Here is a 23,434-nt window from a genome sequence, read left to right as displayed (position 1 = left end):
TGGCAGCGCGCCCCGGCGTCATAGAGCGCTCTCCCGCCCCGCCACGGGTCAGCGGTAGACGCCGAACTCGTAGAGCGAGTAGCCGTAGCCGGTGCCACGGGCCGTGCCGTGGACACGGACGTAGCGGCCGGTGCCCGAGACGTCGAAGTCGTCGACGCCGCCGTTGCCGTCGGTCACCTCACGGACGGTCCGCCAGCTCTGGCCGTCGTCGGAGGTCTGGATGGTGTACGCCTTGGCGTAGGCGGCCTCCCAGGCCAGCTGGACGTGGGTGAAGGCGGTGGACGCCCCCAGGTCCACCTGGAGCCACTGCGGATCGCTCCAGTCGCCGGCCCAGCGGGTGTCCGTCCTGCCGTCCACGGCGTTGGCGGCGGTGCAGGGGCAGTCGCCGCCGCCCGTCTGGTAGGAGGAGGCGGTGGCCGGCTTGCCGAGGGCCACATTGGTGCCGTTCACGGCGGGTGGGACGACCCGTACGGAACGGGTCTCGATGCCGACGTTGCCCTTGCCGTCGGTGGCCTTGACGTAGACCTTCCACACGCCGAGCCGGTCAGGCGCGGTGACCCTCAGGCGGCCGCCGCCGAGGTCGGCGGCGGGCAGCGGGGTGAGCTTCTTGTCCTTGTCGATGTACATGGTGCTGCCCAGCACCTGGTAGGAGATGGCGTCACCGTCGGGGTCGGTGGCCTTGACCGTAAGCGTCAGGGGGCGGCCTGCCTCCACCTTGGTGGCATCGCCGTCCACGGCCAGTCCGGAGAGGACCGGTGGTGTGTTGTCGCGCGAGGTGTCCGCGCCGTACGCCTTCTTCACCGCGTAGTACGACAACCGCTTCTGTCCGGCGGGCAGCAGGTTGAACCAGACGCCGCCGAAGTCGTCCTCGGTGCCGTAGTGGAACATCGTGGCGCCGAGCGCGACGCCCTTGTGGCCGGTGACGCAGTTCCACGCCTTGGTGTAGCCCTCGGCCTTGGCCTGGTCGGTGGGTTCCTGCGGCACGCCGTTGGGGTCGTCGGGGACCTCCCACTCCCCCGCGGGGCCGGTCTCGGTCACGATGTACGGCTTGGTGTAGCCGCCCTGTTCCCAGGTGGCCTTGATGTCGCAGACGGCGTTGTAGGAGTTGACGGCGTACAGGTCGAGGTCGGGGGCGTTCTTCTGGTAGTACGGCCAGGCGCCGGTCCACGCGTCGGTGGAGGTGACCGGGTGGTCGGGGTCGATGCCATGGATCTTCTTGGCGATGTCGTTGACGAACGTAGTGTAGGCGTCACGCTGTCGTTCCAGCTCATCGCCGGTGTAGCAGTTCTGAAGGCCGAGTACCGACTCGTTACCAACGTTCCACATCAGCACGCCCGGGTGGTCCTTGTAGGCGGAGACCCACTTGGGGAACTCGGCGAGCATCTGGTCCTTGTAGGCGGTGTCCGTCCGGTAGTTCACACAGCCGCCGCTGCCCGGCCCGCCGCCGGGCTGTAGCCAGAAACCGGCGATCACCTTGATGCCGTGGGCGGCCGCGGAGTCGAAAAGGGGTTTGCTGGTGGCGTCGGTGCCCCAGGTGCGGATGGTGTTGACGCCCATCGTCCGCAGGTCGGGCAGGTAACGGTCGGCGTCCGCGATGGCGGGGCCCCAGGTCAGGCCCTTGATCTGATACGGCTGGCCGTCCACGGTCAGCCGCCAGTCGCCGGGGGCGCCGGCGACCTTGACGACGCTTCCGGCGGCGTGTGCCTGCTGGCCGGGCAGCGCGAGGGCACCGGCGGTCAGCAGGCCGGCGGTGAGGGGCGCCGCGATGCGGCGTGGAACGGTACGGGTCCGGGTCATGGTGGGGTGTCTTTCGGGGTGTGGGGAAAGTGGGGGGGGGAAGCGGAAGCGGCCCGGCCGCGCCGGTGTCCACCCGGGCGGCCGGGCCATGGTTCAGGGCAGTTCGTAGTGGTCGTTGAGGGCCGCTCCGGCCTCGGGGTGGGTCTGGTCGTAGCCGCGGGCGTCGCACTGGAGCCCCCCGACGACGCAGTGGTCGACGAGCGCCTTGAGCGTGGGCGCGTCCCAGGCATTGAAGAAGTCGTAGTGGAACGACCAGCTCCGGCCGCTGGCCAGCCTCACCTGGGAGAGGTCACCGTTGACCGGGAAGGCCATCTTGAACTCGATCATCGGCAGCGCGACCGGGTGGTCGGCGGGGCACACATTGTTGTTCGTCCCGGGGTTGACCACGGGGTACGCCATATGGCTGCGGTGGTCGGGCGTGTCCAGGTACTTGCCGTCCCAGCAACTGGGCGCCTGGAAACGAATGTTGAGCTGGACGTCCGCCCGGCTCGGGCAGTCCTTGGGGAACTCGACGTTGAAGAAGCTGTCGCCGCACTCCCAGCCCTCGACGAAGCCGGGGTGGCGGCGGAACTCCTCGGCGCTCTGCATCGGGTTTCCCACCACGTACCGCAGCCCCTTGGGGAACGGCCGCACGCTGGTGTAGTCGGTCACGCCCGCCTTGTAGTAGATGGTCTGCGGGCCGACCGGCAGCACCGGCCGGTCACCCTGGAAGAGCGTGGGCATCCAATAGCCCGACCTGTCCCCCGGTGCCTTGCAGGTGGTGCGGCCGGCGTCGAGGGAGGCTGTGGTGCTGGCCGCGTCGGTGGTGGTGTTGCCCATGAAGGTGTGGTCATGGGACGCGCCCGGCTGCCGCGGATACACGATGGGGTCGTCCGCCTTGGTGTGGCTCACCGAGCAGTTGGCCTGGAACTCGTGGAAGTAGCGGTGGGGCGGCTCCTTCGTGGACGGGGTGACGCCGGTGACCGGCGGGTCCGCGGGGATATAGCCGTCGCCGTCCGGGTCCTCGGGCGAGGAGGCGGACGGCGCCGCCATGGCGTGCCCCGCGTGGGCGGCCGTGATGCCGCCCGCGGGCCGCGCCGGGGGCGCTTCGGCGCTCATCGCGATGCCACCGAGCCCGAGCGAGGTCAGCAGCAGCGCGCCTGCGATCAGGGTTCCTGAGAGGATCTTCGATCTCCGTGCCATGGAGACTCCTGCCACATGGAGAGAAGGCGAAAGTGGTCAGGCGGCCGGGCACTGCGAGGATCCGCTGCGCCGTGGGGTGCGGGCCGGGCCGCCCGTATGACGGGCCGTCACAGGCCCGCGACAACGAGTGGGAGAGCGCTCTCCGAGATGGGAGTGTCACGGCGGTGACGCGACAGTGTCAAGGCGTCGAGCGGAGAGGATCAACGCCGACTTCTATTACTTCTTGAAGTTAGCGATCGCGGACGCCGACGGCCGTATCCCGCCCAAGGGCTCGCAAACTACCTTAACTTCCCTGCCAATTGGCGATCGAGAGGCGACAGCGGGCAAGGAGTACGGTCACAACTCTTGACGTGTCGTTCACATGGCTGAAGCATGCGACGGCAAGAGAGCGCTCCCTCACCCCCCATCTCGTTCATTTACTGAACCAGGAGAGTCGCCCCCATGACGCCTTCCCGCAGGCATTCCTCCATCGGCCGCCGAGCGGTCCTCGGCGCCGCGGCCGCCGCCGCATCGGCCCCCGCCCTCGTCGGCCTGTCCGCTCCCGCCTCCGCCGCCCCCGCGAGCCGGAGCAGGAGCCCGCGCGCCCTGCCGGGCGGCGGCGACCTCGGCCCCAACGTCATCGTCTTCGACCCGTCCACGCCCGGCATCCAGGCCAAGCTGGACGAGGTGTTCAAGAAGCAGGAGTCGGCACAGTTCAGCACCGGGCGCTACGCCCTGCTGTTCAAACCCGGCACCTACCAGGGGCTCAACGCCCAGCTCGGCTTCTACACCTCCATCGCCGGGCTGGGGCTGTCCCCCGACGACACGACCATCAACGGCGATGTCACCGTCGACGCCGGGTGGTTCAACGGCAATGCCACGCAGAACTTCTGGCGTTCCGCGGAGAACCTTGCGCTCGTACCGGTCAACGGCACCAACCGCTGGGCCGTGGCGCAGGCCGCGCCCTTCCGGCGGATGCATGTCCGCGGCGGACTCAACCTCTCCCCCGACGGCTACGGCTGGGCGAGCGGCGGTTACATCGCGGACAGCCGCATCGACGGCCAGGTGGGACCGTACTCCCAGCAGCAGTGGTACACCCGCGACAGCGCCGTCGGCGGCTGGCTCAACGCCGTGTGGAACATGGTGTTCTCCGGTGTGGAGGGCGCGCCCGCGCAGAGCTTCCCGAACCCGCCGTACACCACGATCGACACCACCCCCATCTCCCGGGAGAAGCCCTTCCTGTACCTCAACGGCACCGAATACCGGGTCTTCCTGCCCGAGAAGCGGACCAACGCCCGCGGGGTCACCTGGGGCAACGGCACCCCCAGAGGCACCTCGCTGCCTCTGTCGCAGTTCTATGTGGCCAAGCCCGGCGTCACCGCGGCCACCCTCAACGAAGCACTCACCCAGGGGCTCCAACTGCTGCTCACCCCGGGGATCTACCACCTCGACCAGCCCATCCAGGTGAACCGGGCGAACACCGTCGTCCTCGGGCTCGGCTACGCCACCCTCATCCCCGACAACGGCGTCACCGCACTGAAGGTCGCCGACGTCGACGGGGTCCGGCTGGCCGGTTTCCTCATCGACGCCGGACCGGTCAACTCCGCCACCCTGCTGGAAGTCGGCCCGCAAGGGGCCTCGGCCGACCACTCGGCCAACCCCACCACCGTGCAGGACGTGTTCATACGCATCGGTGGCGCGGGGCCCGGCAAGGCCACCACCAGCATGGTGATCAACAGCCGTCACACCATCGTCGACCACACCTGGGTCTGGCGCGCCGACCACGGAGACGGCGTCGGCTGGGAGACCAACCGCGCCGACTACGGAGTCCGGGTCAACGGTGACGACGTCCTCGCCACGGGTCTGTTCGTGGAGCACTTCAACAAGTACGACGTGCAGTGGTTCGGTCAGCGGGGCCGCACCATCTTCTTCCAGAACGAGAAGGCATACGACGCCCCGAACCAGGCCGCCATCCAGAACGGCTCCCTCAAGGGCTACGCGGCCTACAAGGTGGCCGACTCGGTGACCACGCACGAAGGATGGGGGCTCGGCAGCTACTGCTACTACAACGTCGACCCGAGCATCGTGCAGCACCACGGCTTCGCCGCCCCGAACGCGCCGGGGGTGAAGTTCCACAATCTGCTGGTCGTCTCGCTCGGCGGCAACGGCCAGTACGAACGCGTCATCAATGACACCGGTTCCCCCACCTCGGGCACCTCCACCGTGCCCTCCACCGTGGTGTCATATCCCTGATCCGCGATTTCTCGGCGAGCCTGTGCCCTGACGAACTGGTGCGGGGTCAGCCCAGCAGCAGGGACCTCGGCTGCACGGACAGTGCCCGGTCAAGGACGAGGGACGCCGCCCCCACCGCGGCCACGTTCTCACCCAGGGTGGTGGAGAGGACCGTGGTCGGGTGGGTCGCCCTGACGAACGGGGACTGGGCGACCATCGGTTCGATGGTCGCCAGCAGACGGTCCGCGAGCAGTTGCCAGGTGGGTCCGCCGAAGACGATGGTGCCGACGTCGAGGAGTGTCGCCGCCGCACACACGCCTCGGCCGATGCGGATGCCCAGGCGCTCGATGATGCCGTCCGCCTGCGCCTCCCCCTCGCCGGCGAGCTCCGCGAGCCGCTTCAGACCGCGCTGGGCATCGGCCGGGTCGCGGACCGTGAACTCGGCTCCGAGCGCGCCCAGGGCGATGGCCTCGTCGACGAGCGTCCGGGTCGAGAAGGCCGCGCCCAGTCCGCCGACCTCGCCGGCGTTCCCCGACACGCCGCGCAGCACGGTGTCATCCACCACGAGCCCCATTCCGGAACCGGTGCCGAGGTAGAAGAAGAGCAGGTTGCGGCTGTCGGTTGCCGCCCCGGCCCAACGCTCCGCGACGACGGCGGCCGTGACGTCCTTGTCGAGCAGGGCCGGGAATCCGGTTGCCGCGCTGAGCCGGTCGCGCAGCGGATAGCGGCCCCAGCCACGCAGTTCCGGCGGATCGACGACCCATCCGGCGGCCGCGTCGATCGGCCCCGGTGCTGCGATGCCCAGACCCAGGACTGCTGCCGTGTCCACCACCGCTTCCGCCACGAGCGCACCTACCGAGGCGGCCATGTCGGCGACGATCCCGTCGGTGTCGCCGCCGCTCGGGGTCCGCCGGCTGCGCTGGGCCACGACCGTGCCGAGCAGGTCCACCAGGACGCAGCTGATGACGGCCGGGTCGAGGTGGACTCCCACGGCATAGCGGGAGGTGGGGACGGCTTCGAGAAGTGTGCGAGGCTTTCCGCTGCCCGTGTTGTGCTTGCCCGATTCGCGGGCCACACCTTGGTCGAGCAGCCGCCGGGTGATGTTCGAGACGGTCTGCGCGGACAGGCCGGTGGCCTGGGCGAGTTCCACGCGGCTCAGGCCGGTGGGGTGGTGGCGGCGGATGGCGTCGAGAATCACGGATTCGTTGAAGTCGCCCATGCGCGGCAGGTTGGTGCCGCGCCGCATGGCGGCCTTCTCGGTTCTCGCCGTCCTGGCCGTCAATGTTCCTCCCCGGCCACGTCGGGGCGCAGGCGCAGGGTACGGATCTGGAAGGGCCGGAACCGGAGATCGACGGCCCGTTCGTCGTCGGGGCGGGCCGTCAGCTGCTGAGCCGGCACTTCCAGCAGGTCGCAGTCGAGCGCCGCGGCGAGCGGGAAGCCCACGCGCAGGCGCGCGGCGACCGCTCCACCGCATGCCTCGTACAGGCGGACCACGACGTCCCCGCTGCGGTCGTCCGCGAGCTTCACCGACTCCACCACGACGTCCGTGGTGTCGACGTCGACCAGGGAGCGGGCCGAGGCCGGGGCCGGACGCAGCGGCAGGTTCAGCGCGTAGCCCCCGGCGATCGCCCCCTCGATCCCGGTGCCCGCGAGGAGGGCGTAGCTGAAGCTGTGCCGCCCGCGGTCGGCCTGCGGGTCGGGGCTGTGCGGGGAGCGCAGCAGCGAGAGTCGGACCGTGGTGGTGGTTCCGCCGTCCTCGCGGGTGTCGCGGCCCACGTCGTGGCCGTATGTCGCGTCGCTCAGCAGGGCCGCACCCCAGTGCCGTTCGCCGACGTGCACCCAGCGGTGCGCCCACAGTTCGAAGCGGGCCGCGTCCCAGCTGGTGTTCTCGTGTGTGGGGCGCTGTACATGGCCGAACTGGATCTCGGCGCTCTCCCGGTCCGCGTGCACATCCAGCGGCCAGGCCGCCTTGAGGACGGTGTCCCGCTCCTGCCAGTCGATGTCGTTGCGGACGATCACCTGGCGGGACTCGGCGGCGACCTCGATGTGCTGGACGAACCGGGACGCTCCGGAGGCGCGCTCGACCCGGACCGAGGCGAGAAGCGGTCCCTCGTCCACGAGGGTCACCGACTCGGCCTCGTCCAGGTCGCGCACGGTGTCGCGGTAGTACGGGTCGATGTTCCACGCCGACCACAGGTTGGGGTCGTCGGGGTGGAGCTGGAGGAGGTTGCCCGCGGCGCCGGGGGCGATGGCCTCGCGCTGCGCCGTGTGGTCGTACACCGACGTGATCAGGCCGCGGCGGTCCACGACGACCGTCAGTATCCCGTTGTCCAGGATGAAGCCCGCGTCCTGTGCCGTGGCGGTGACGGAGCCCCGGTGCGTGTCCACCGTGCCGCCCGTGGCGAGCGGCGGGACGTCGGCGAGGACGGCGCTGCGTCCGTCGACAAGACGCTGCGCTCCCGCGAACTCCCCGCCGGTGACGACGGCGACCTCGCGACGGGCGTAGGGACCGGCGTTGAGCAGCGCGGGCGCGCCGGGCAGGTGACCGACCGCGTCGGCGATCAGCATCTCGAGGTCGGCGTGGATCTCGGCGTACTCGCGCTCGGCCTGCTGGTGCACCCAGGCGATGGACGAGCCCGGCAGGATGTCGTGGAACTGGTTGAGCAGGACCCGCCGCCACAGCGATTCCAGGCGCTCGTACGGATACGGCGCCCCGGCCCGGACAGCGGCAGTCGCGGCCCAGAGTTCGGCCTCGCGCAGCAGGGCCTCGCTGCGCCGGTTGCCGCGTTTGGTGCGCGCCTGGCTGGTGTAGGTGCCGCGATGGTTCTCCAGGTACAGCTCGCCACGCCAGACGGGGAGTCGGTCGCGTTCGGAGCGTGCCGCCGCGAAGAAGTCGTCCGGCGCCTCGATGACGACCTTGGGCGAGCCTTCGAGGTCGCGCAGGCGGCGGGCCTTCTCCAGCATCGAGCGGCTGGGGCCGCCACCTCCGTCGCCGTAACCGAACGGGACGAGCGAGCGCGTGGCCACGCCCTTGTCCGCGAAATTGCTCTCGGCGTGGGCGAGTTCGGCCGCGGTGAGGGAGGCGACGTAGCTGTCGACGGGCGGGAAGTGGGTGAAGACGCGCGAGCCGTCGATGCCCTCCCACGCGAAGGTGTGGTGCGGCAGCTTGTTGGTCTCGTTCCAGGACAGCTTCTGGGTGAGGAACCACTCGGCTCCCGCGAGCTTCGCGAGCTGCGGGTAGGCGGCGGTGTACCCGAACGAATCGGGCAGCCATACGCCCTTCTGCGGGGCGCCGAACTCCTCCGCGAAGAAGCGCCGCCCGTAAACGAGTTGGCGTGCGAGCGCTTCGCCGCCGGGGAGGTTGCCGTCGGCCTCGACCCACATGCCGCCCACCGGCACCCAGTTGCCGTCGGCGGCCGCTCGCTTCATCCGGGCGAAGACATCCGGGTGGTGTTCCTTCATCCACGCGTACTGCTGTGCCGAGGAGCAGGCGAAGATCAGCTCCGGGTACTCCTGGGCGAGGGTGGTCATGTTGGTGAAGGTGCGCGCGCACTTGCGCACGGTCTCCCGGACCGGCCACAGCCAGGCCGAGTCGATATGGGCGTGGCCGACCGCGGCGATGGTGTGCGCGGAGGCGTGTGCGGGCCGGGCCAGTACATCGGCCAGCCGGCCGCGGGCCCGCGCCGCGGTGCCCGCCACGTCGCCCGGGTCGACGGTGTCGGCGGCGCGGCGCAGCGCGTAGCGGATCTCGTGACGCCGCGATGATCCGAGCGGCAGCTCATGCATCAGCTCGTCGAGCACCTCGATGTCGTGGATGAGGTGCCATACGTCGTCCTCGCGCACCGCGATCTCGGCCTGCTTGAGGCGGTAGATGTGCTCGGCGCCGGCGGTCTCGCGCGAACCGTGGTGGATGTGCAGACCCGCGCTGGCCACGATGGGCGGGTTGGCGGCGAGCTCGATCAGCAGGTCCACGCGGGCGCCACCGGTGGCGGAGTCGGTGAGCAGCACGCTTCGGTGGTAAGGGTGCAGGCCCTGGATCGGTGTGCCGCGGGCATCGTGCACCAGGCCCTCGGCCTGACCGCCGGGCCCCTTGGTGAGGTCGAAGCCGAGGTCGAAGACGGCCTCGACGCGACGCCCCGTCCACTGCTCGGGTATCTCCGCACTCGCCCGCATCCATGTTGTCGCCCACGGGCAGCCCCAGGTGGAGCCGAGGGTGAAGGGCTCGTAGTCGGCGCGCAGGGCGTCGGCCACGGGGACCGGTTCGCCTTCGACGAACCAGGCGCTGAGCGTGAGCGGGCATGCGGAGCTGTAGAGGGCGGGGCGGATCACACGGTCCAGCAGTTTGCGGATCCGTGTCTCGATGATCCGGCGGTCGTCATGCACGGTGCTGGTCCTTCCATGCCTCTTCTTCAGCAGCGGGCAGTCGAATGGCGTCCCGTGCGCCGTCGGCCCAGGTCACGTCCGCGACCAGGGTGGTCCCCTCGGCACGGGTGGTGACCCGCGGCAGGGAGTCGGGATCCGAACCGCCGAGGTGAACGAGGGCGACGTGGAGGGTGCCGTGGGCGACCGGGCCGTCGGTCCGCACGACGGGGGTGGCGGATGCGGCGCCCAGCGCGTTGCTGTCGGCTCCCGGCACCACGGACGCGGCGGGCAACCCGTGTGCGCCGATGAGCGAGGAGACCAGCCCGTCGACCCCTGCTACGCGGGCGGTGGCGCCTTGCGCAGCGCACGGCGCGCCCTGCGGATCGACGGCAAGGGACCATCCGCCGATCCGCAGCACATGACCGGTCGGCTCACCACCGGCGGCGGGGTCGACGCGCACGGCCCGTACCTCGATCGACCCGCGCAACGCGGAACCGACGGTGACCCAGGGACCGAGCGCGTAAGGAGTGTCGGGCCCGCCGAACGGGTCCCACGTCGCGTCCTGTGGCCAGTGCGCGCGCGAGCGCGAGACGGCTGCGGCACCGGCCATGGAGATCCTGGTCGCCGGGCGGCGGTGCGAGGCACGGCCCGCCGCGTCGAGGAGCACGACCGCGTTGTCGAGCGGATCTGTGTCCGCGCAGGCGCCCGGACCGGCCGTGGGGTCGCCGGGGGTCTCGGGTGCCGTGTGTGTCGAGTAGGCGAACCGGGCGTAGCAGGGGTCGTCGGCGTGGGGCCGAGCCGGGTCGGCGTGGTCGCCGCCGTGGTTGACGACTCGTACCACACCGTCGGCGGCCGTACCGGAGACGAGCCAGCCGGGCGCGGGCAGAGTGCGCGTGACGTTGCCCTGATCTATGGCGAGTTGTGCCTCGTCCTCGGTCCACACCGGGTGGTCCGGCGGCAGGGCGAGACCGATGAAGCCCTTGCTCGCCCAGTACGGGGACGCGGGTCCCGAGTACGCCTGGAGGATGCCGCGGTAGGGCCGGTGCCAGCCGAGCGTGAGCAGTCCCCGCTCGTCCATGGCGCCGTGGTCGGTGAAGTGGTGGAGCATACGGTTCGCCAGTGCCCGGGTCTCCCCCGGTGCCAGCGGCGTCGCGTCGAACAGGGCGCCGGTCCACAGCGAGGCGAGCGCGGCGTGGCGGTACGTAAGGGAGCGGCCCTGGATGAGCGGTGAGCCGTTGGCGCCGATCAGGAGGCGCTGGTCCGCCAGGAAGCGGTGCAGCCGGGCCCGGTAGCGGTCGAGGAGTCCGCCGGGTGCCGCATGGCCGAGGATGCGGCAGAACCACAGCGGGTACAGGTGCATGGCCCAGCCGTTGTAGTGGTCGAAGTTGCGGTGGGCGCCGCCGGTGAGGCCGTCGGAGTACCAGCCGTCGCCCGCGTACCAGCCGTCCGTCAGGGCGATGATCCGGTCGAGGTCCTGTTGCCGCCACTGACCGCCGACCGTGCGGGCGAATGCCTCGGTGATGCCGTGGAACCAGATCCAGTTGTTGCCGGGCATCGGGTCGCCGACCATCGGGGCGAGCCAGTCGAGGACCCGCTGCCGCACCTGGTCGTCGAGCCGGTCCCAGATCAGCGGCCGCGTCTCGTGCAGCGCGAGCGCGATGGACGCGGCCTCGACCTTGGCCTGGTTGCACTCGGTGAACGTGGGCCAGCGCTCCGGGTTGTCCGGGTCGGTGCCAACGGCCAGGCCCTGCGCGTACCACCCGGCGAGGTCGTGCGGATCGTTCCCGCCCCCTCCCGCGAGCCGGAAGCCGGCCAGCAGGAAGGTGCGGGCGAACCCCTCGAGTCCGTCGCTGTGCGCGCCGTTCGCGCTCGGCACGCCGGGCAGGTCGATCAGGGCGTGCTCGTCGGTGGCGTAGGGCCGGACGGCGAGCAGCAGCTGGTCTGCGGTCCGCTCCCAGTGCGCACGGTCCTCGGCCGGGGTGCGATTCATGACCGCGGCAGGCGCAGGGTCACCATCTGGAACGGTCGCAGTGCGAGCACGACGCCGCCGTCGGCCTGTGTCGGTGGTTCGGCGTCCGGGAGCGGCCGCTCCAGCAGATCCGTCGGAGCGGCCTGTTCGATGGCGAAGCCGTCGATGCGGACGATGGCACGGGCGCGGCCGCCGTGCGCCTCGTAGAGGCGGACGACGAGGTCGCCGCTGCGGTCGTCGGCCAGCTTCACCGCGCTGACCACCACGGCGTCGTTGTCCACGGCGACCAGAGGCGCGACCGCTTCGGCGGTTCCGGTGATCCGGCGCTCGGGCAGGTTGGCCCGGTGGCCCTCGCGGACGGCGTCGCCGATCGTCGCACCCGGCGCGAGCGCGTGATGGAACCGGTGCACACCCTGATCGGTCTCCGGGTCCGGGTAGCGAGGCGCGCGCAGCAGCGAGGCCCGCACCGTGGTCGTCGTACCCGCGTCGGCACCCGTACGGACGGCGCGGGTCACGTCGTGGCCGTACGTCGCGTCGTTGACGAGGGCGACGCCCCAGCCCGGCTCCTCAACATGGACGAAGCGGTGGTTGCAGGCCTCGAATTTGGCCCACTCCCAGCTCGTGTTCTGGTGGGTGGGACGGTACACATGGCCGAACTGGGTCTCGGAGGCGTACCGGTCGGCCTTCACATCGAGCGGGAACGCCAGCTTCAGGAACTTCTCCGTCTCGTGCCAGTCGACCTCGGTGTCGATGTCGAGCCGCTTGGCGTCGGCAGGAACGGACAGCAGCTGAACCGTCCCGGAGCGCCCGAAGACCCGCTCGATCCGCACCGCGCCGCCGTCGACACGTACGTCGGCTGCCTCGGTGAGGTCGCTTCCTACGTTGCGGTAGAAGGCGTCCACGTCCCAGGCGTCCCACTGGTTGGGGAAGTCGGGGTGCAGCTGAAGCAGATTGGCCGCCTGCCCCGGAGCGATCACCTCCCGGTCGCCGGTCCGGTCGTAGACGGAGACCACCAGGCCCCGCCCGTCGATCTCGACCCGGAGCAAGCCGTTGTCCAGGACGTAGCCGCCCCCGTCACGCGGGACAGGCGTGACACCGTCCCCGTCCGTGGCCTGTGCGGAGGCCCCCCGGGCGGGGACCGAACGGCGGGTGTGGGGAGCCGAGTTGAAGATGAGTTCGGTGCCTCCCGATGGATCACCGGCCAGCGCGCGCTGGGCATCCGCGATGATGCCCTCGAGTTCCGCGGCGAGGCGCGCATAGGTCTCGCGTGCCTCTCGGTGCACCCATGCGATGGACGAACCCGGCAGGATGTCGTGGAACTGGTGCAGCAGCACCGTCTTCCAGATCCGGTCCAACTCTTCGTAGGGATAGGGGATACCGACGCGCACCGTCGCCGTCGCGGCCCACAGCTCCGCCTCGTACAGGAGGGACTCGCTGCGCCGGTTGCCGCGCTTCGTCTGCGCCTGGCTGGTGAGGGTGGCGCGGTGCAGCTCGAGGTAGAGCTCGCCGACCCAGACGGGCGGGTTCGGGTATTCGGCCTCGGCCTTGGTGAAGAAGGTGGCGGGGGTCTCCCATACGACGGCCGGGGCGCCCTCCAGGCTTCGCATCCGGGCCGCCTTGGCGACCATCTCGCGCGTGGTGCCGCCTCCGCCGTCGCCGTAGCCGGTCGGCGCGAGGGAGCGCGTGGCGACACCCTTCTCCTTGAAATTCTGCGCGGCATGGGCCAGCTGACGGCCCGTCATTTCGCAGTTGTACGAGTCGACGGGCGGGAAGTGCGTGAAGATGCGGGTGCCGTCGATGCCCTCCCAGAAGAACGTGTGGTGCGGGAACGTGTTGGTGCGGCTCCACGAGATCTTCTGGGTGAGCAGGCGTGTCGCGCCCGCGGCCTTGATGATCTGCGGCAGGCCGGCCGCGAAGCCGAACGTGTCGGGCAGCCACGCCTCGTCGCTCTCGATGCCGAACTCTTCGAGGAAGAAGCGCTTGCCGTGGACGAACTGGCGGGCCATCGCCTCCGACCCGGGCATGTTGGTGTCGGACTCGACCCACATCCCGCCGACGGGTACGAACCGTCCTTCGGCGACGGCCTTCTTGACCCTGGCGTACACCTCGGGCCGGTGCTCCTTGATCCAGGCGAACTGCTGCGCCTGGGACATGGCGAAGATGAACTCGGGGTCAGCGTCGATGAGTTGCGTCATGTTCGACGCCGTGCGGGCGACCTTGCGGACCGTCTCCCGCAGCGGCCACAGCCACGCGGAGTCGATGTGGGCGTGGCCGACGGCGCTGATGCGGTGGGCCGCGGGGACGGCGGGCGTGGCGAGCACACCGGCCAGTGCGTGCCGTGCGGCCTGCGCCGTACCGTTGACGTCCTGGAGGTCGACGGCGTCCAGGGCGCGGCCGACCGCGCGCAGGATCTCCCAGCGGCGGGCCCCGTCGACGGGCAGTTCCGCCATCAGTTCCCCGAGCACCTCCAGGTCCATGACCAGGTTCCAGACCGTCTCGTCGAGGACGGCCAGCCGCATCTCGCCGAGCGCGTACTGGGGTGCGTCACCGGCGGTGGCCTTGTCGCCCATCGGTGTCGGCTGGAACGGGACGCCGCTCGCGTCGAGGTCCGGGTTGGAGGCCGCCTCGATGCGCCAGTGGATCCGCTCGCCGCCGGACACGGGCGAGCCGACGCTGACGTGGCTGTTGCGCGGGTGGAGTCCCTTGACCGGGGTGCCGTCGGGGGCGTAAACGAGGCCCTCACACTGGAAACCCGGGGTGCGCGGAGTGAATCCGAGGTCGAGGATGGCCTCGACGGTGCGGCCCGCCCACTCGGCGGGGACCGTCCCGGTGACCTTGAACCAGCTGGTCCCCCACGGCGTTCCCCACGGGGTGCCGGGGGCGATGGGGCGGGTGGGTGCCGCAAGGCCCTCGGCCACCGGCACGGGTTCTCCGGGGGTGGACCAGATCTCCACGGCGAGGGGTGTCGTGAGGGGGTGGACGGCCGGCCGGATGCGCTCTCTGAGGACGCGTTCCAGGCGTGCTTCGACCAGCTTCCGGTCGTCGTGCATGAAAGGGGTCTCCTGTTGCTGCGAGCGGGCGGGAGGTGGTGCGGGTGTCGTTCAGCGACCGTCCACCGGAGCGGGGCGCTCGCAGGAGCTGGTCACCTGGAGGGCTCGGCCCTGGGCCGCCGCGTCCATGAGGGTGAGCATGATGTCCAGGACGTGTGCGGCGAGTTCGGCCGACGCCCGGTGCGGCCGTCCGGCCGACAGGGCATCGGCCAGGTCGGCGAGGCCCACGCCGCGTCCCGCGTCCGGGTAGCCGGCAGAGACGGGCAGCATCTTCCAGCCGTCTCCGCGGTGGATCTCGACGGCGCCGTCGAAGCCGTTCGGGTCGGGCAGGGACAGCGAGGCTTCGGTGCCGTGGACCTCGATGCGCGGCAGCCGCGCGGCGCCGATGTCGAAGCTCATTACGAGCGTGGACAGGGCTCCACCCGCGTGCTCCAGGACGCCGGTGATGTGGGTGTCCACCTCCACCGGGAAGGTGTGCCCGGCGCGCGGGCCGCTGCCGATCGTGCGCCGTGCGCGCGGTCGGGAGGACGCGCCGGTCACCCTGACCACCGGGCCGAGCAGGTGGACCAGGGCCGACAGGTAGTAGGGCCCCATGTCGAGCAGTGGGCCGCCGCCCGGCTGGTAGTAGAACTCCGGGTCCGGATGCCACTTCTCATGGCCCGCGGTGGTCATGAACGCGGTGGCCGCGACCGGCGCGCCGATCAGACCGTCGTCCACCGCCTTGCGCGCCGTCTGGGTCCCGGTGCCGAGGACCGTGTCGGGCGCGCAGCCGACCCGCAGGCCTGACGCGCGCGACGCCTCCAGCACGGCGTCGGCCTCCTCGCGGTTGGCCGCCAGGGGCTTCTCCCCGTACACATGCTTGCCCGCGCCGAGCGCCGCGAGGGCGACCTCGGCGTGCGCGGCCGGGATCGTCAGGTTGAGCACGGCGTCCACGTCGTCCCGGGCCACCAGGTCGGCCACGGACTCCGCGACGGCCGGCTCTCCCCCGCCCGTGACCTGCTCCGCAACGGCCTGGGCGCGGCCGCGGTCGAGGTCGGTGACGGCGGTCAGCCGCAGCGAAGTCAGCCGCTCCAGCGTGGCGAGGTAGGCACCGCTGATCTTTCCCGCGCCCACGATGCCGATGTTCAAGGGCTTCAGCGGCTCGCCCACAGCAGTCCCCTTTCGGTCAGCGTGCGCACCTCGGGCACGTCGAAGTCGTCGGGCTTGTGCCCGATGGTCGAGACGAAGACCCGGCCCGCGCCCCAGGTCCTGGTCCACACGGCGGGCATCACCGCGGGCCGGTCCCGCAGTTCGTCGGCCGCGAAGGTGGTGGTGGCGAGGACGTCGATGTGCGGGTCGGTGAGCACCCAGTACTGCTCGGTGTGCACGGTGAAGTCGTCGAGGCCTTCGATGACGGGATGGTCGGCTCGCTCGGGCAGCAGGCGCACGGTGTGGTCGTGGAAGCCCGGCGGGTGCATCACGAACTTGCCGCCGGTCAGCAGGTGGTAGCCGTGGTCGTGGAAGCAGTCGACGATGCCGCCGTGCCAGCCGGCGAGGCCGGTGCCCGCGCGCACCGCCACGGCGAGGTTTTCGCTCTGCTCGCGGGTGATGGTCCCCATCGTCCAGCACTGCACGATCAGGTCGGTCGCGGCCAAGCGCTCCGCGTCCTCGTACACGGCGAGGTCCTCGGAGGTTTCCACGGTGAATCCGCGGTCCTTGAGGAACGGTACGAAGCTGTCGCTGATCGTCACGGGCTGATGCCCGTCCCAGCCGCCACGGACGACGAGCGCCCGCCGGATGTCGCTGGTCAAGGTGATGACACGCTCCCATCGGCGCCGCAGGGTGGAGTGCGGCGGTCGGAGTCGGATGAAGTCGCTCAACGGATCGTCGCGGCCCAGCAGAAGTTGATGCTGAGCGAGAAACTACGAACCGCCGTCGCATTTTGTCAATACGTTGGAGGAAGCATGGGAGGGGCCCGCGCACCCCGAGTCGACGAAGGTCTTGTTCACGCCTGCCGGTTCAGATGTCAGGCCACTTATTTTCCACTCCCCACTCAATTTACTACCGGCAACCAGAATTCTTCTTGACCAGTTTCCGATTCGCGGGAGAAATGACCACGCCGGCCATTGACGCCGGGCGGCGCCGTGGTTTTGCTGGCACGCGGAGAAATACCCCACTCCCCCAACCCCACTGGAGGAACTCCATGGCCCTCACCAGGCGCAGAATGATCGGCGGCGCGATCGCCGCGACCGCAGGCCTGAGCACCGTGGCCGGACTGACGCGGGCCGACGCGGCCGAGAGCGCCGGCGCCCATCCCGCCGCCAGCGGGCCGGGTGATGTCGTCGGCAAGATATCTGTCGGCTATCAGGGCTGGTTCGCCTGCACAGGCGACGGCTCCCCCATCAACAGCTGGTGGCACTGGAGCAGGGACCGGTTCCAATCTCCGTCACTGTCCAACACCACCATCAAATCATGGCCGGATATGGCCGATTACCAGCGCGGGTTCACCACCGCGTACCCGAACCTCAACAGCGGCAGACCCGCTCAGCTCTTCTCGTCGTGGGACCAGCAGACCGTCGACACGCACTTTCGCTGGATGCGCGAGAACAACATCGACACGGCCGCTCTTCAGCGCTTCAACCCCTTCGGTGACGAGGGTCCCACGCGTGACGGCATGGCACAGAAGGTGCGTCAGTCGGCCGAGGCGAACGGGCGCAAGTTCTACATCATGTACGACGTCACCGGCTGGACGTCCATGCAGTCCCAGATCAAGCAGGACTGGACGGAAAAGATGAAGGCGCACACCGCGTCCAGCGCTTATGCGCGACAGAACGGCAAGCCGGTGGTGTGCATTTGGGGGTTCGGCTTCAATGACTCGGGGAGACCGTTCGAGCCAGGGCCGTGCAAGGACGTTGTGGACTGGTTCAAGGCGCAGGGCTGTTATGTGATCGGCGGTGTGCCCACACACTGGCGTAACGGGACCGAGGATTCACGGCCCGGATTCTCCGACGTGTACCATTCGTTCAACATGATCTCCCCGTGGATGGTGGGGCGCATTTCCAGCGCCTCCCAGTCCGATGACTTCTTCACCAACATCAATACGCCGGACAAGGCGGATTGTGATGCGCACGGCATCGACTATCAGCCGTGCGTGATGCCGGGCGATCTCCAGGAACGTCACCGCAGGCACGGTGATTTCATGTGGCGGCAGTTCTACAACATGGTGCGGCTGGGTGCGGGCGGCATCTACATCTCCATGTTCGACGAGTTCAACGAGGGCAATCAGATCGCCAAGACAGCGGCGAGGGCGGCCGATGTGCCGTCGGGTTCGGGGATCTGGGCGCTCGACGAGGACGGGACGGCGTGCTCGTCCGACTACTACCTGCGGCTCACCGGTGACGGCGGCCGCATGCTCAAGGGGCAGATCGCTCTCACCCCCAACCGGCCGACACCGACCACGTGAGGGCGGCCGGGGCCGAGGCGGGGTGCTCCCCCTGCCTCAGCCCCGCTCGCGTCCCTTCAGGCGCGGGGTGAACGTGGCGTGGAACAGGGTCGACGCGGCGCCCACCGCGGCGGCTTCCGCGCTCAGCACCGAGCGCTCCACGTGGACGCGCCGCAACCGGCGGGCGGTGGGGAACTCGTTGACGGCGCGGCCGATCTCCTCCAAGTAGCAGTCGGCGACGTCGTCGGTGAAGAACGGGCCGCCCAGGACGATCAGGTCGATGTCGAGAAGGTCGACGAGCCCCAGGGCTCCTCGTCCGACGGCACGTGCCACTTCGCGCAGGGCGGCGGTTGCGGCCGGGTGTCCGGCCGCGGCCGCGCGCCCGACGGCGCGGTATGCCTCGGTGCTGCTGTGCTCCGTACCGACGGTGTGCAGGCCGAGCCGCTCGGCGAACTTCGGCACGGACACGGGCGGGTTGCACTCGGGCAGGATCTCGGGCCGTCCGTCCACGGCGACGCGGTCGAGGGCGAGCGCGCACAGCTGCCCGAACTCCCCCGCGTTCGCGCTGACTCCTCGGTAGAGGTCGCCGTTGAGGTAGAGGCCGGAGCCGACGCCGGTGCCGAGATAGAGATAGGCGAAGTCCCGGGCCCTGCGGTCGCGCCCGATCCAGCGCTCGCCCGCGGCGGCGGCGAGCGAGTCCTTCTCGATGAGGACCGGGCAGGGGAAGTGCTCCTTCAGCAGGTACAGCAGGGGCAGGTCCTGCCAGGCCCGCATCAGGGGCGGCCCGAGGACGGTGCCGGAGGCGATGTCGACCGGCCCCGGCACGGCCACGCCGACGCCGAGGAAGCCGCCTGGCTGAACGGCGCCACGCGCCTTGCCCAGCGCTTCATTGCCCACCTCGACGGCTTGCGCGACGAATTCGGCGGGGTCGATGTCGGCACTGATGGTGCGTGTGCACGTACACACGAGGGCTCCGTCGAGGTCGATCACGACGGCGGTGAGCACCTCCGGGTCGATGTGCAGGCCGAGCGCGTGCGCGGCGGAGCCGCACAGCCGCACCGGTGTGCGCGGCTTGCCGGAGGTGGCACGGCGCTGGGCATCCTCCACGAGAAAGCCACGGTCCAGCAGCGACCGGGCGATGCGGGACACGGACTGCTGGGTGAGGCCGGTCCGGTGGGCGATCTCGCCGCGGGTGACGGTGCCGACGAGGCGTACGGTCTCGATGACCACGCACTCGTTGAAGGATCCGAGGTCCAGCTGGTTGACTCCGCTGAACGACGGTGCGTCCGGGGCGTGCCAACCGCCATCCGGACGGCTCTGGTGCTCGGCGACGCGCTCGCGCAGCCACCGGACCGAGCGGCCGGCCGACTGTGCGGGGCGCTCGAGCGCCGCCACCAGGTCGAGGAAGACCCGGCGTGACGACTCAGGGTGACTCGTGCTGTCCAGGGCGATCAGGGCATTGAGGAAGCCGCGCCAGCTCGCGCGCACCGGCAGGTCGTGGTGGCTCACGAGCGATCCGGCGGGCCACCGCTCATCGGTCGACCACAGCGTGACGGCGTGCAGGGTGATGTCCGCGTGCAGGGCCGCCGCATCGGCGAGGAAGGCGCTGAACTCCCGCTCATCCGCGGTCGGTTCGAGGCGCAACGTGTCCAGGGCCCGGTCGAGTCCGGCCAGGACCTCGGCGTCGATCACGGTGACCGCGGCCGCGGGCCTCGGGGCCTCCGTGCGGGTACCGACGAGCAGGACGCCGCGGTCGACGTCGGCGTACAGGCCCATGACCCACGCATCGGCGCCGGGCAGTGGCGGACGGGTCGGGACGCGGGGGACGATCGGCTGGTCCGGCATGATGTTCCAGCGGCGGCGGATCGCCGCGACCGTGGCGTGGGAGACGCCGAGTTCGCGGGCGATGGCACGGCTCGCGCCGCTGCCGCCGGGCGCGAGCAGGGTTCGGGTGACGACGTCCGCCTCGTCGACCGTGACGGGCCGTCCGGTGCGCCTGCGCTGTTCGAGCCCGGCGAGTCCGCCGCTGTACCAGCGGTGCCGCCAGGCGCCCACGGTCTGTCGGGACACGCCGAGGCGCCGTGCGATTTCCGCGTCGCGCCGCCCCTCGGCGGCCAGCAGCACGATCCGGGCGCGCAGTGCGAGGGGCCCGTCGGCGGCGGCCCAGTCGCGCAGCGTCGCCCGGGCCGGGGACGTCAGCGTGTCGGCGTGGAGGGGATCAGGCACCGAGCGGCTCCTCGTCGGCCTCGGCCCGGCTGATCCTCAGGGTGCGGATCTCGAACGGGCGAAGTTCCAGGTGGATGTGGGGTCCGTCGTGGGCGTGCGGGACGGCGTTCTCCTCGAGCAGGTCCGTCGTACACACTTCGGCGACGGCGAAGTCCGCGGTGAGCGTGGTCCGCGCAGCGCTGCCGCCGGCTTCGTACAGACGTATGACAACGTCTCCGCTGCGGTCCTCGGCGAGCTTCACCGTCTCCACGACGACGTCCGGGTGGTCGACGCATACCAGCGGACGCAACGACGAAACCCCGTCCGACAGGCGCAGGGGCATGTCCAGGCGGTAGCCGTCCACGACAGCGTCGCCGATGGTGGCGCCGGGCCGCACGGTGTGGCGGAAGCGGTGCACTCCCCGGTCGGCGTACGGGTCAGGGCTGTGCGGGGCGCGGAGCAGGGTGTGCCGCAGCGTCGTGTCCGTGCCGCCGTCGCACCGTTCGTGACGGACGACGTCGTGGCCGTGGGTGACGTCGCCGGCGAAGCCGACCGTCCACGTGGGGGCGCCGACATGGATCCAGCGCTGCGCCACCCGTTCGTCTCCGTCGCCCGGTGGGTGCACGGTGTGGCCGAAGGCGATGCCGCACCGTACGTGTGATGCTTGCCCGTTGAGCGGCCACGTCTGCTTGAGGGTGGTGTCGCGCTCGCGCCAGTCGACCTCGGTGTCGACCGTCAGCGAGGGGCGGCCCGCGGTCAGCGTCAGATCCTGTGTGAAGACGGAACGGCCGTTTCCGCGGCGTACCCGCACCGTGGCCACCAGCGGCCCGCTCGCGAGAAGTTCGATGTCCTGCGCGTGGATCAGGTCCCGGCGCGTACGGTCGCTGCCGAGCGCGAGTGTGCGGGCAGGGTCGGCGACCGGCTCGTCACGGTGGAGTTCCAGCAGGTTTCCGCGCCCGCCGGGGGCGATGACATCGTGACCCGTGGCCGGGTCGACAAGGGAACGCACGAGACCGTCGCCGTCGATGGTGACGCGCACCAGGCCGTTGTCGAGGACGCGGTGCCCCTCGCGGGTGCGGCGGGCCATGACCGGTGCCGTGCCGTCCAGTGCGACGCCCACCGGGCCGCTGCCGTGGGCGGGCGCCTCGGCGAGCACGGCGCACCGCCCGTCGGGCAGCCCCTGGGCGACGGCGGCGCCCCCGACCACGCCGTCCAGCACGACGACCTCGCGGCGGGCGAACGGTGCCGCGTTGTGCGCGGCGACGTCCCCGCCCGGCCCGAGGGCGCGGTGGACGATCCGGGTGAGCCGGCGCGCGGCCTGGTGGTGCGCATCCTCGGCGTCCTGGCGGGCCCGGGCGACCGCGGCGCCGGCGAGGACGTCGTGGCTCTGCTGGGTGAGCACCGACTGCCAGATGCGGTTCAGTGCGTCGTACGGATAGGGAATGCCGCGCCGCACCGCTGCCGTCGCCGACCACAGCTCCGCCTCATGGAGCAGCACCTCGCACATCCGGTTGCCTCGCTTGGTGCGCGCCTGGCTGGTGTACGCGCCCGCGTGCGGGGCGAGGTCGAGGGCGCCGCGCATGCCGGCGCCGACGCCCGTGTCGTGTGCGGGGTGCAGGGTGTGTGACGGCGGGCCGTCCAGGTCCGCGAGGCGGCGGGCCCGCTCCAGCGTGGCGCGGTCGGGGTTGCGCAGGGTGTGGAAGGACCGGGCGGAGGCGTCATCGTTCCCGGGGCCGGCCGCACGGCCCGCGAGGCGGGTGAGCATGGTGGTGCCGTCGATGCCCTCCCAGGTGAAGGTTGGCCCCGACCGCGACTCGTCCCGTCGGGAGACCAGCAGCCAGTGCGCGCCCGCGGCCCTGGCGATCTGCGGCAGGGCCGGCGAGACACCGTCCGCGTCGGTCAGCCAGACACCGTCGCTGTCGGCGCCGAATTCGCCACGGAGAAACCGACGCCCGTGTACGAACTGCCGTACCAGCGACTCCGCTCCGGCCAGTTCGGTGTCGGCCTGCGCCCACAGGCCGCCGACCGGCAGCCAGGCGCCGTCGGCGACCATCTTGCGCAGCCGCTCGAAGACATGCGGCTCATGCTGCTTCATCCACGCGTAGTGCTGCACCGCGGGCGCGACGGAGACGAATCCGGGGTACTCGTCGGAAAGCGCGGCGAGCGTGCTGAAGTCCCGGGCGCAGGCGCGGACCGCCTCGTGCAGGGGCACGGCGCCGAGTGAGACGGGTGCGCTCTCTCCCACCACAAGGGCGGGACGGCTCGACGGCTCGGCGGCGCGTGCGAGTTCGGGGGCGAGCACGGCGCATGCGGCGGAGGCGGTGCGGCCGACGGCACGCGGGTCGACGGCGTCCATCGCGCGCTCCAGGGCGTCGCGTATGCGGGCCGCACGCGGTACGTCGTCGGACAGCGAGCGCTGGAGTCGGTGCAGTGCCCGTATGTCGTGCGACAGCCGCCACACCGCCTCGTCGCGCACGGCGAGGTCGGCACGGCCCACCCGCAGCGGCAGGGCATCGGCCGCGGTCGCGGTGACGGAGGCCTCGACGAAGAGTCGTACGTCGTCGCCTCCATGAGCGCGCCCGGCGACGAGGACCGGATCCGGATGCCCGGCGCCCAGTCCTCGCAGCGGCGCTCCGTACGCGTCGCGGACGAGCGCCTGCGGCCTGGCGTCTTCCCCGCCGCCCAGGTCGAGGACCGCCTCGACGCGGCGGCCCGCCCAGCGCTTCGGTACGGTCGCCCGGAGCGTGAACCAGGAGGTTGACCACGGCTGCCCCCATGGGTCGCCCACGGAGAACGGTTCATAGTCGGCGCGCAGGGCGACATGTGCCGGCACGGGCTCGCCCGGCAGATGCCAGGCGCCGACATCGAGAGGGATGCGGTGCGGGTACAGCGCCGGTCGCAGCCTTTGGGCGAGGAATGCGGCTATGCGCTCTTCGAGCATGGGCGGTCCCCTTCGCGTCCAGCCAGTAACCGCCATGTAAAACCATGTGTGTTATCAAGTCAACGCCTCGCACCCGCTCCCTTGAATTGCAGATGAGAGCCGGGGAGATTTCTTTTGTCAGGGGACTTAGATTCCAAATCCGAGGTCGCTTGTAAAGAAAAGGATTGACGTTTCGGGTATGCGAGCGCGGCGAGAGCACACCCAGTGGGACGACGCGCTGCGCAACGAGCGGATCACGGCGGCCACCCAGGCCTCCGCGTAACCGGCCCGGGCCCCTTCGGCCCGCCCGGTCCGCA

Annotated in this window: 12 protein-coding genes; 2 read left to right on the top strand and 10 right to left on the bottom strand. The window is 70.7% G+C overall.

The window, feature by feature from the left end; genetic code table 11:
• Window positions 1-48: 48 nt before the first annotated feature.
• On the bottom strand, window positions 49-1,797 hold the full coding sequence (locus ABTY62_RS42605) for a discoidin domain-containing protein (RefSeq protein ID WP_352134753.1): 1,749 nt from the start codon (window positions 1,795-1,797) through the stop codon (window positions 49-51).
• Between the two features lie 93 nt (window positions 1,798-1,890).
• Entirely contained in the window at window positions 1,891-2,979 is a 1,089-nt protein-coding gene (locus ABTY62_RS42600) for a DUF1996 domain-containing protein (RefSeq protein WP_352134752.1), read from the bottom strand.
• A 441-nt stretch (window positions 2,980-3,420) separates the two neighbouring features.
• Between ABTY62_RS42600 and ABTY62_RS42595 the strand changes: the two genes are divergently transcribed.
• The gene (locus ABTY62_RS42595) at window positions 3,421-5,211 is read left to right on the top strand and encodes a pectate lyase-like domain-containing protein (RefSeq protein WP_352134751.1); all 1,791 of its coding nucleotides are present in this window, start codon (window positions 3,421-3,423) and stop codon (window positions 5,209-5,211) included.
• A gap of 46 nt (window positions 5,212-5,257) precedes the next feature.
• Here ABTY62_RS42595 and ABTY62_RS42590 read toward each other — a convergent pair whose 3' ends face one another.
• The 6 genes from ABTY62_RS42590 to ABTY62_RS42565 are packed head-to-tail and all read right to left on the bottom strand — an operon-like array spanning window position 5,258 to window position 16,361.
• Window positions 5,258-6,409: an ROK family transcriptional regulator gene (locus ABTY62_RS42590; protein WP_502997638.1), complete on the bottom strand. Its 1,152-nt coding sequence runs from the start codon at window positions 6,407-6,409 to the stop codon at window positions 5,258-5,260.
• 59 nt (window positions 6,410-6,468) lie between these two features.
• Complete coding sequence (locus ABTY62_RS42585) at window positions 6,469-9,573, bottom strand: alpha-mannosidase (RefSeq protein WP_352134750.1); 3,105 nt, start codon at window positions 9,571-9,573, stop codon at window positions 6,469-6,471.
• The gene (locus ABTY62_RS42580) at window positions 9,566-11,542 is read right to left on the bottom strand and encodes a DUF2264 domain-containing protein (protein ID WP_352134749.1); all 1,977 of its coding nucleotides are present in this window, start codon (window positions 11,540-11,542) and stop codon (window positions 9,566-9,568) included. The genes ABTY62_RS42585 and ABTY62_RS42580 overlap by 8 nt, the downstream gene beginning before the upstream one ends.
• Window positions 11,539-14,571: an alpha-mannosidase gene (locus ABTY62_RS42575; protein WP_352134748.1), complete on the bottom strand. Its 3,033-nt coding sequence runs from the start codon at window positions 14,569-14,571 to the stop codon at window positions 11,539-11,541. The genes ABTY62_RS42580 and ABTY62_RS42575 overlap by 4 nt, the downstream gene beginning before the upstream one ends.
• 51 nt (window positions 14,572-14,622) lie before the next feature.
• The gene (locus ABTY62_RS42570) at window positions 14,623-15,720 is read right to left on the bottom strand and encodes a Gfo/Idh/MocA family protein (protein ID WP_352134747.1); all 1,098 of its coding nucleotides are present in this window, start codon (window positions 15,718-15,720) and stop codon (window positions 14,623-14,625) included.
• Window positions 15,705-16,361: a ThuA domain-containing protein gene (locus tag ABTY62_RS42565; RefSeq protein WP_352134746.1), complete on the bottom strand. Its 657-nt coding sequence runs from the start codon at window positions 16,359-16,361 to the stop codon at window positions 15,705-15,707. Before ABTY62_RS42565 ends, ABTY62_RS42570 begins: the two co-directional genes overlap by 16 nt.
• A 392-nt stretch (window positions 16,362-16,753) precedes the next feature.
• Here ABTY62_RS42565 and ABTY62_RS42560 point away from each other — a divergent pair, with 392 nt between their 5' ends.
• Window positions 16,754-18,013 (top strand): glycoside hydrolase family 99 protein, encoded by a 1,260-nt coding sequence (locus ABTY62_RS42560; protein ID WP_352134745.1) that lies wholly within the window; start codon window positions 16,754-16,756, stop codon window positions 18,011-18,013.
• Between the two features lie 36 nt (window positions 18,014-18,049).
• On the opposite strand, the gene ABTY62_RS42555 is transcribed toward ABTY62_RS42560, so the two are convergent.
• Window positions 18,050-20,218: an ROK family protein gene (locus tag ABTY62_RS42555; RefSeq protein ID WP_352134744.1), complete on the bottom strand. Its 2,169-nt coding sequence runs from the start codon at window positions 20,216-20,218 to the stop codon at window positions 18,050-18,052.
• Window positions 20,211-23,138, bottom strand: a complete 2,928-nt coding sequence (locus tag ABTY62_RS42550) for an alpha-mannosidase (RefSeq protein WP_352134743.1) — start codon at window positions 23,136-23,138, stop codon at window positions 20,211-20,213. Before ABTY62_RS42550 ends, ABTY62_RS42555 begins: the two co-directional genes overlap by 8 nt.
• Window positions 23,139-23,434: the final 296 nt, after the last annotated feature.

The organism is Streptomyces sp. NPDC097640 (genome assembly GCF_040302705.1).
Taxonomy (GTDB): Bacteria; Actinomycetota; Actinomycetes; order Streptomycetales; family Streptomycetaceae; genus Streptomyces.
This window is presented reverse-complemented; position numbering and strand designations above follow the sequence as displayed.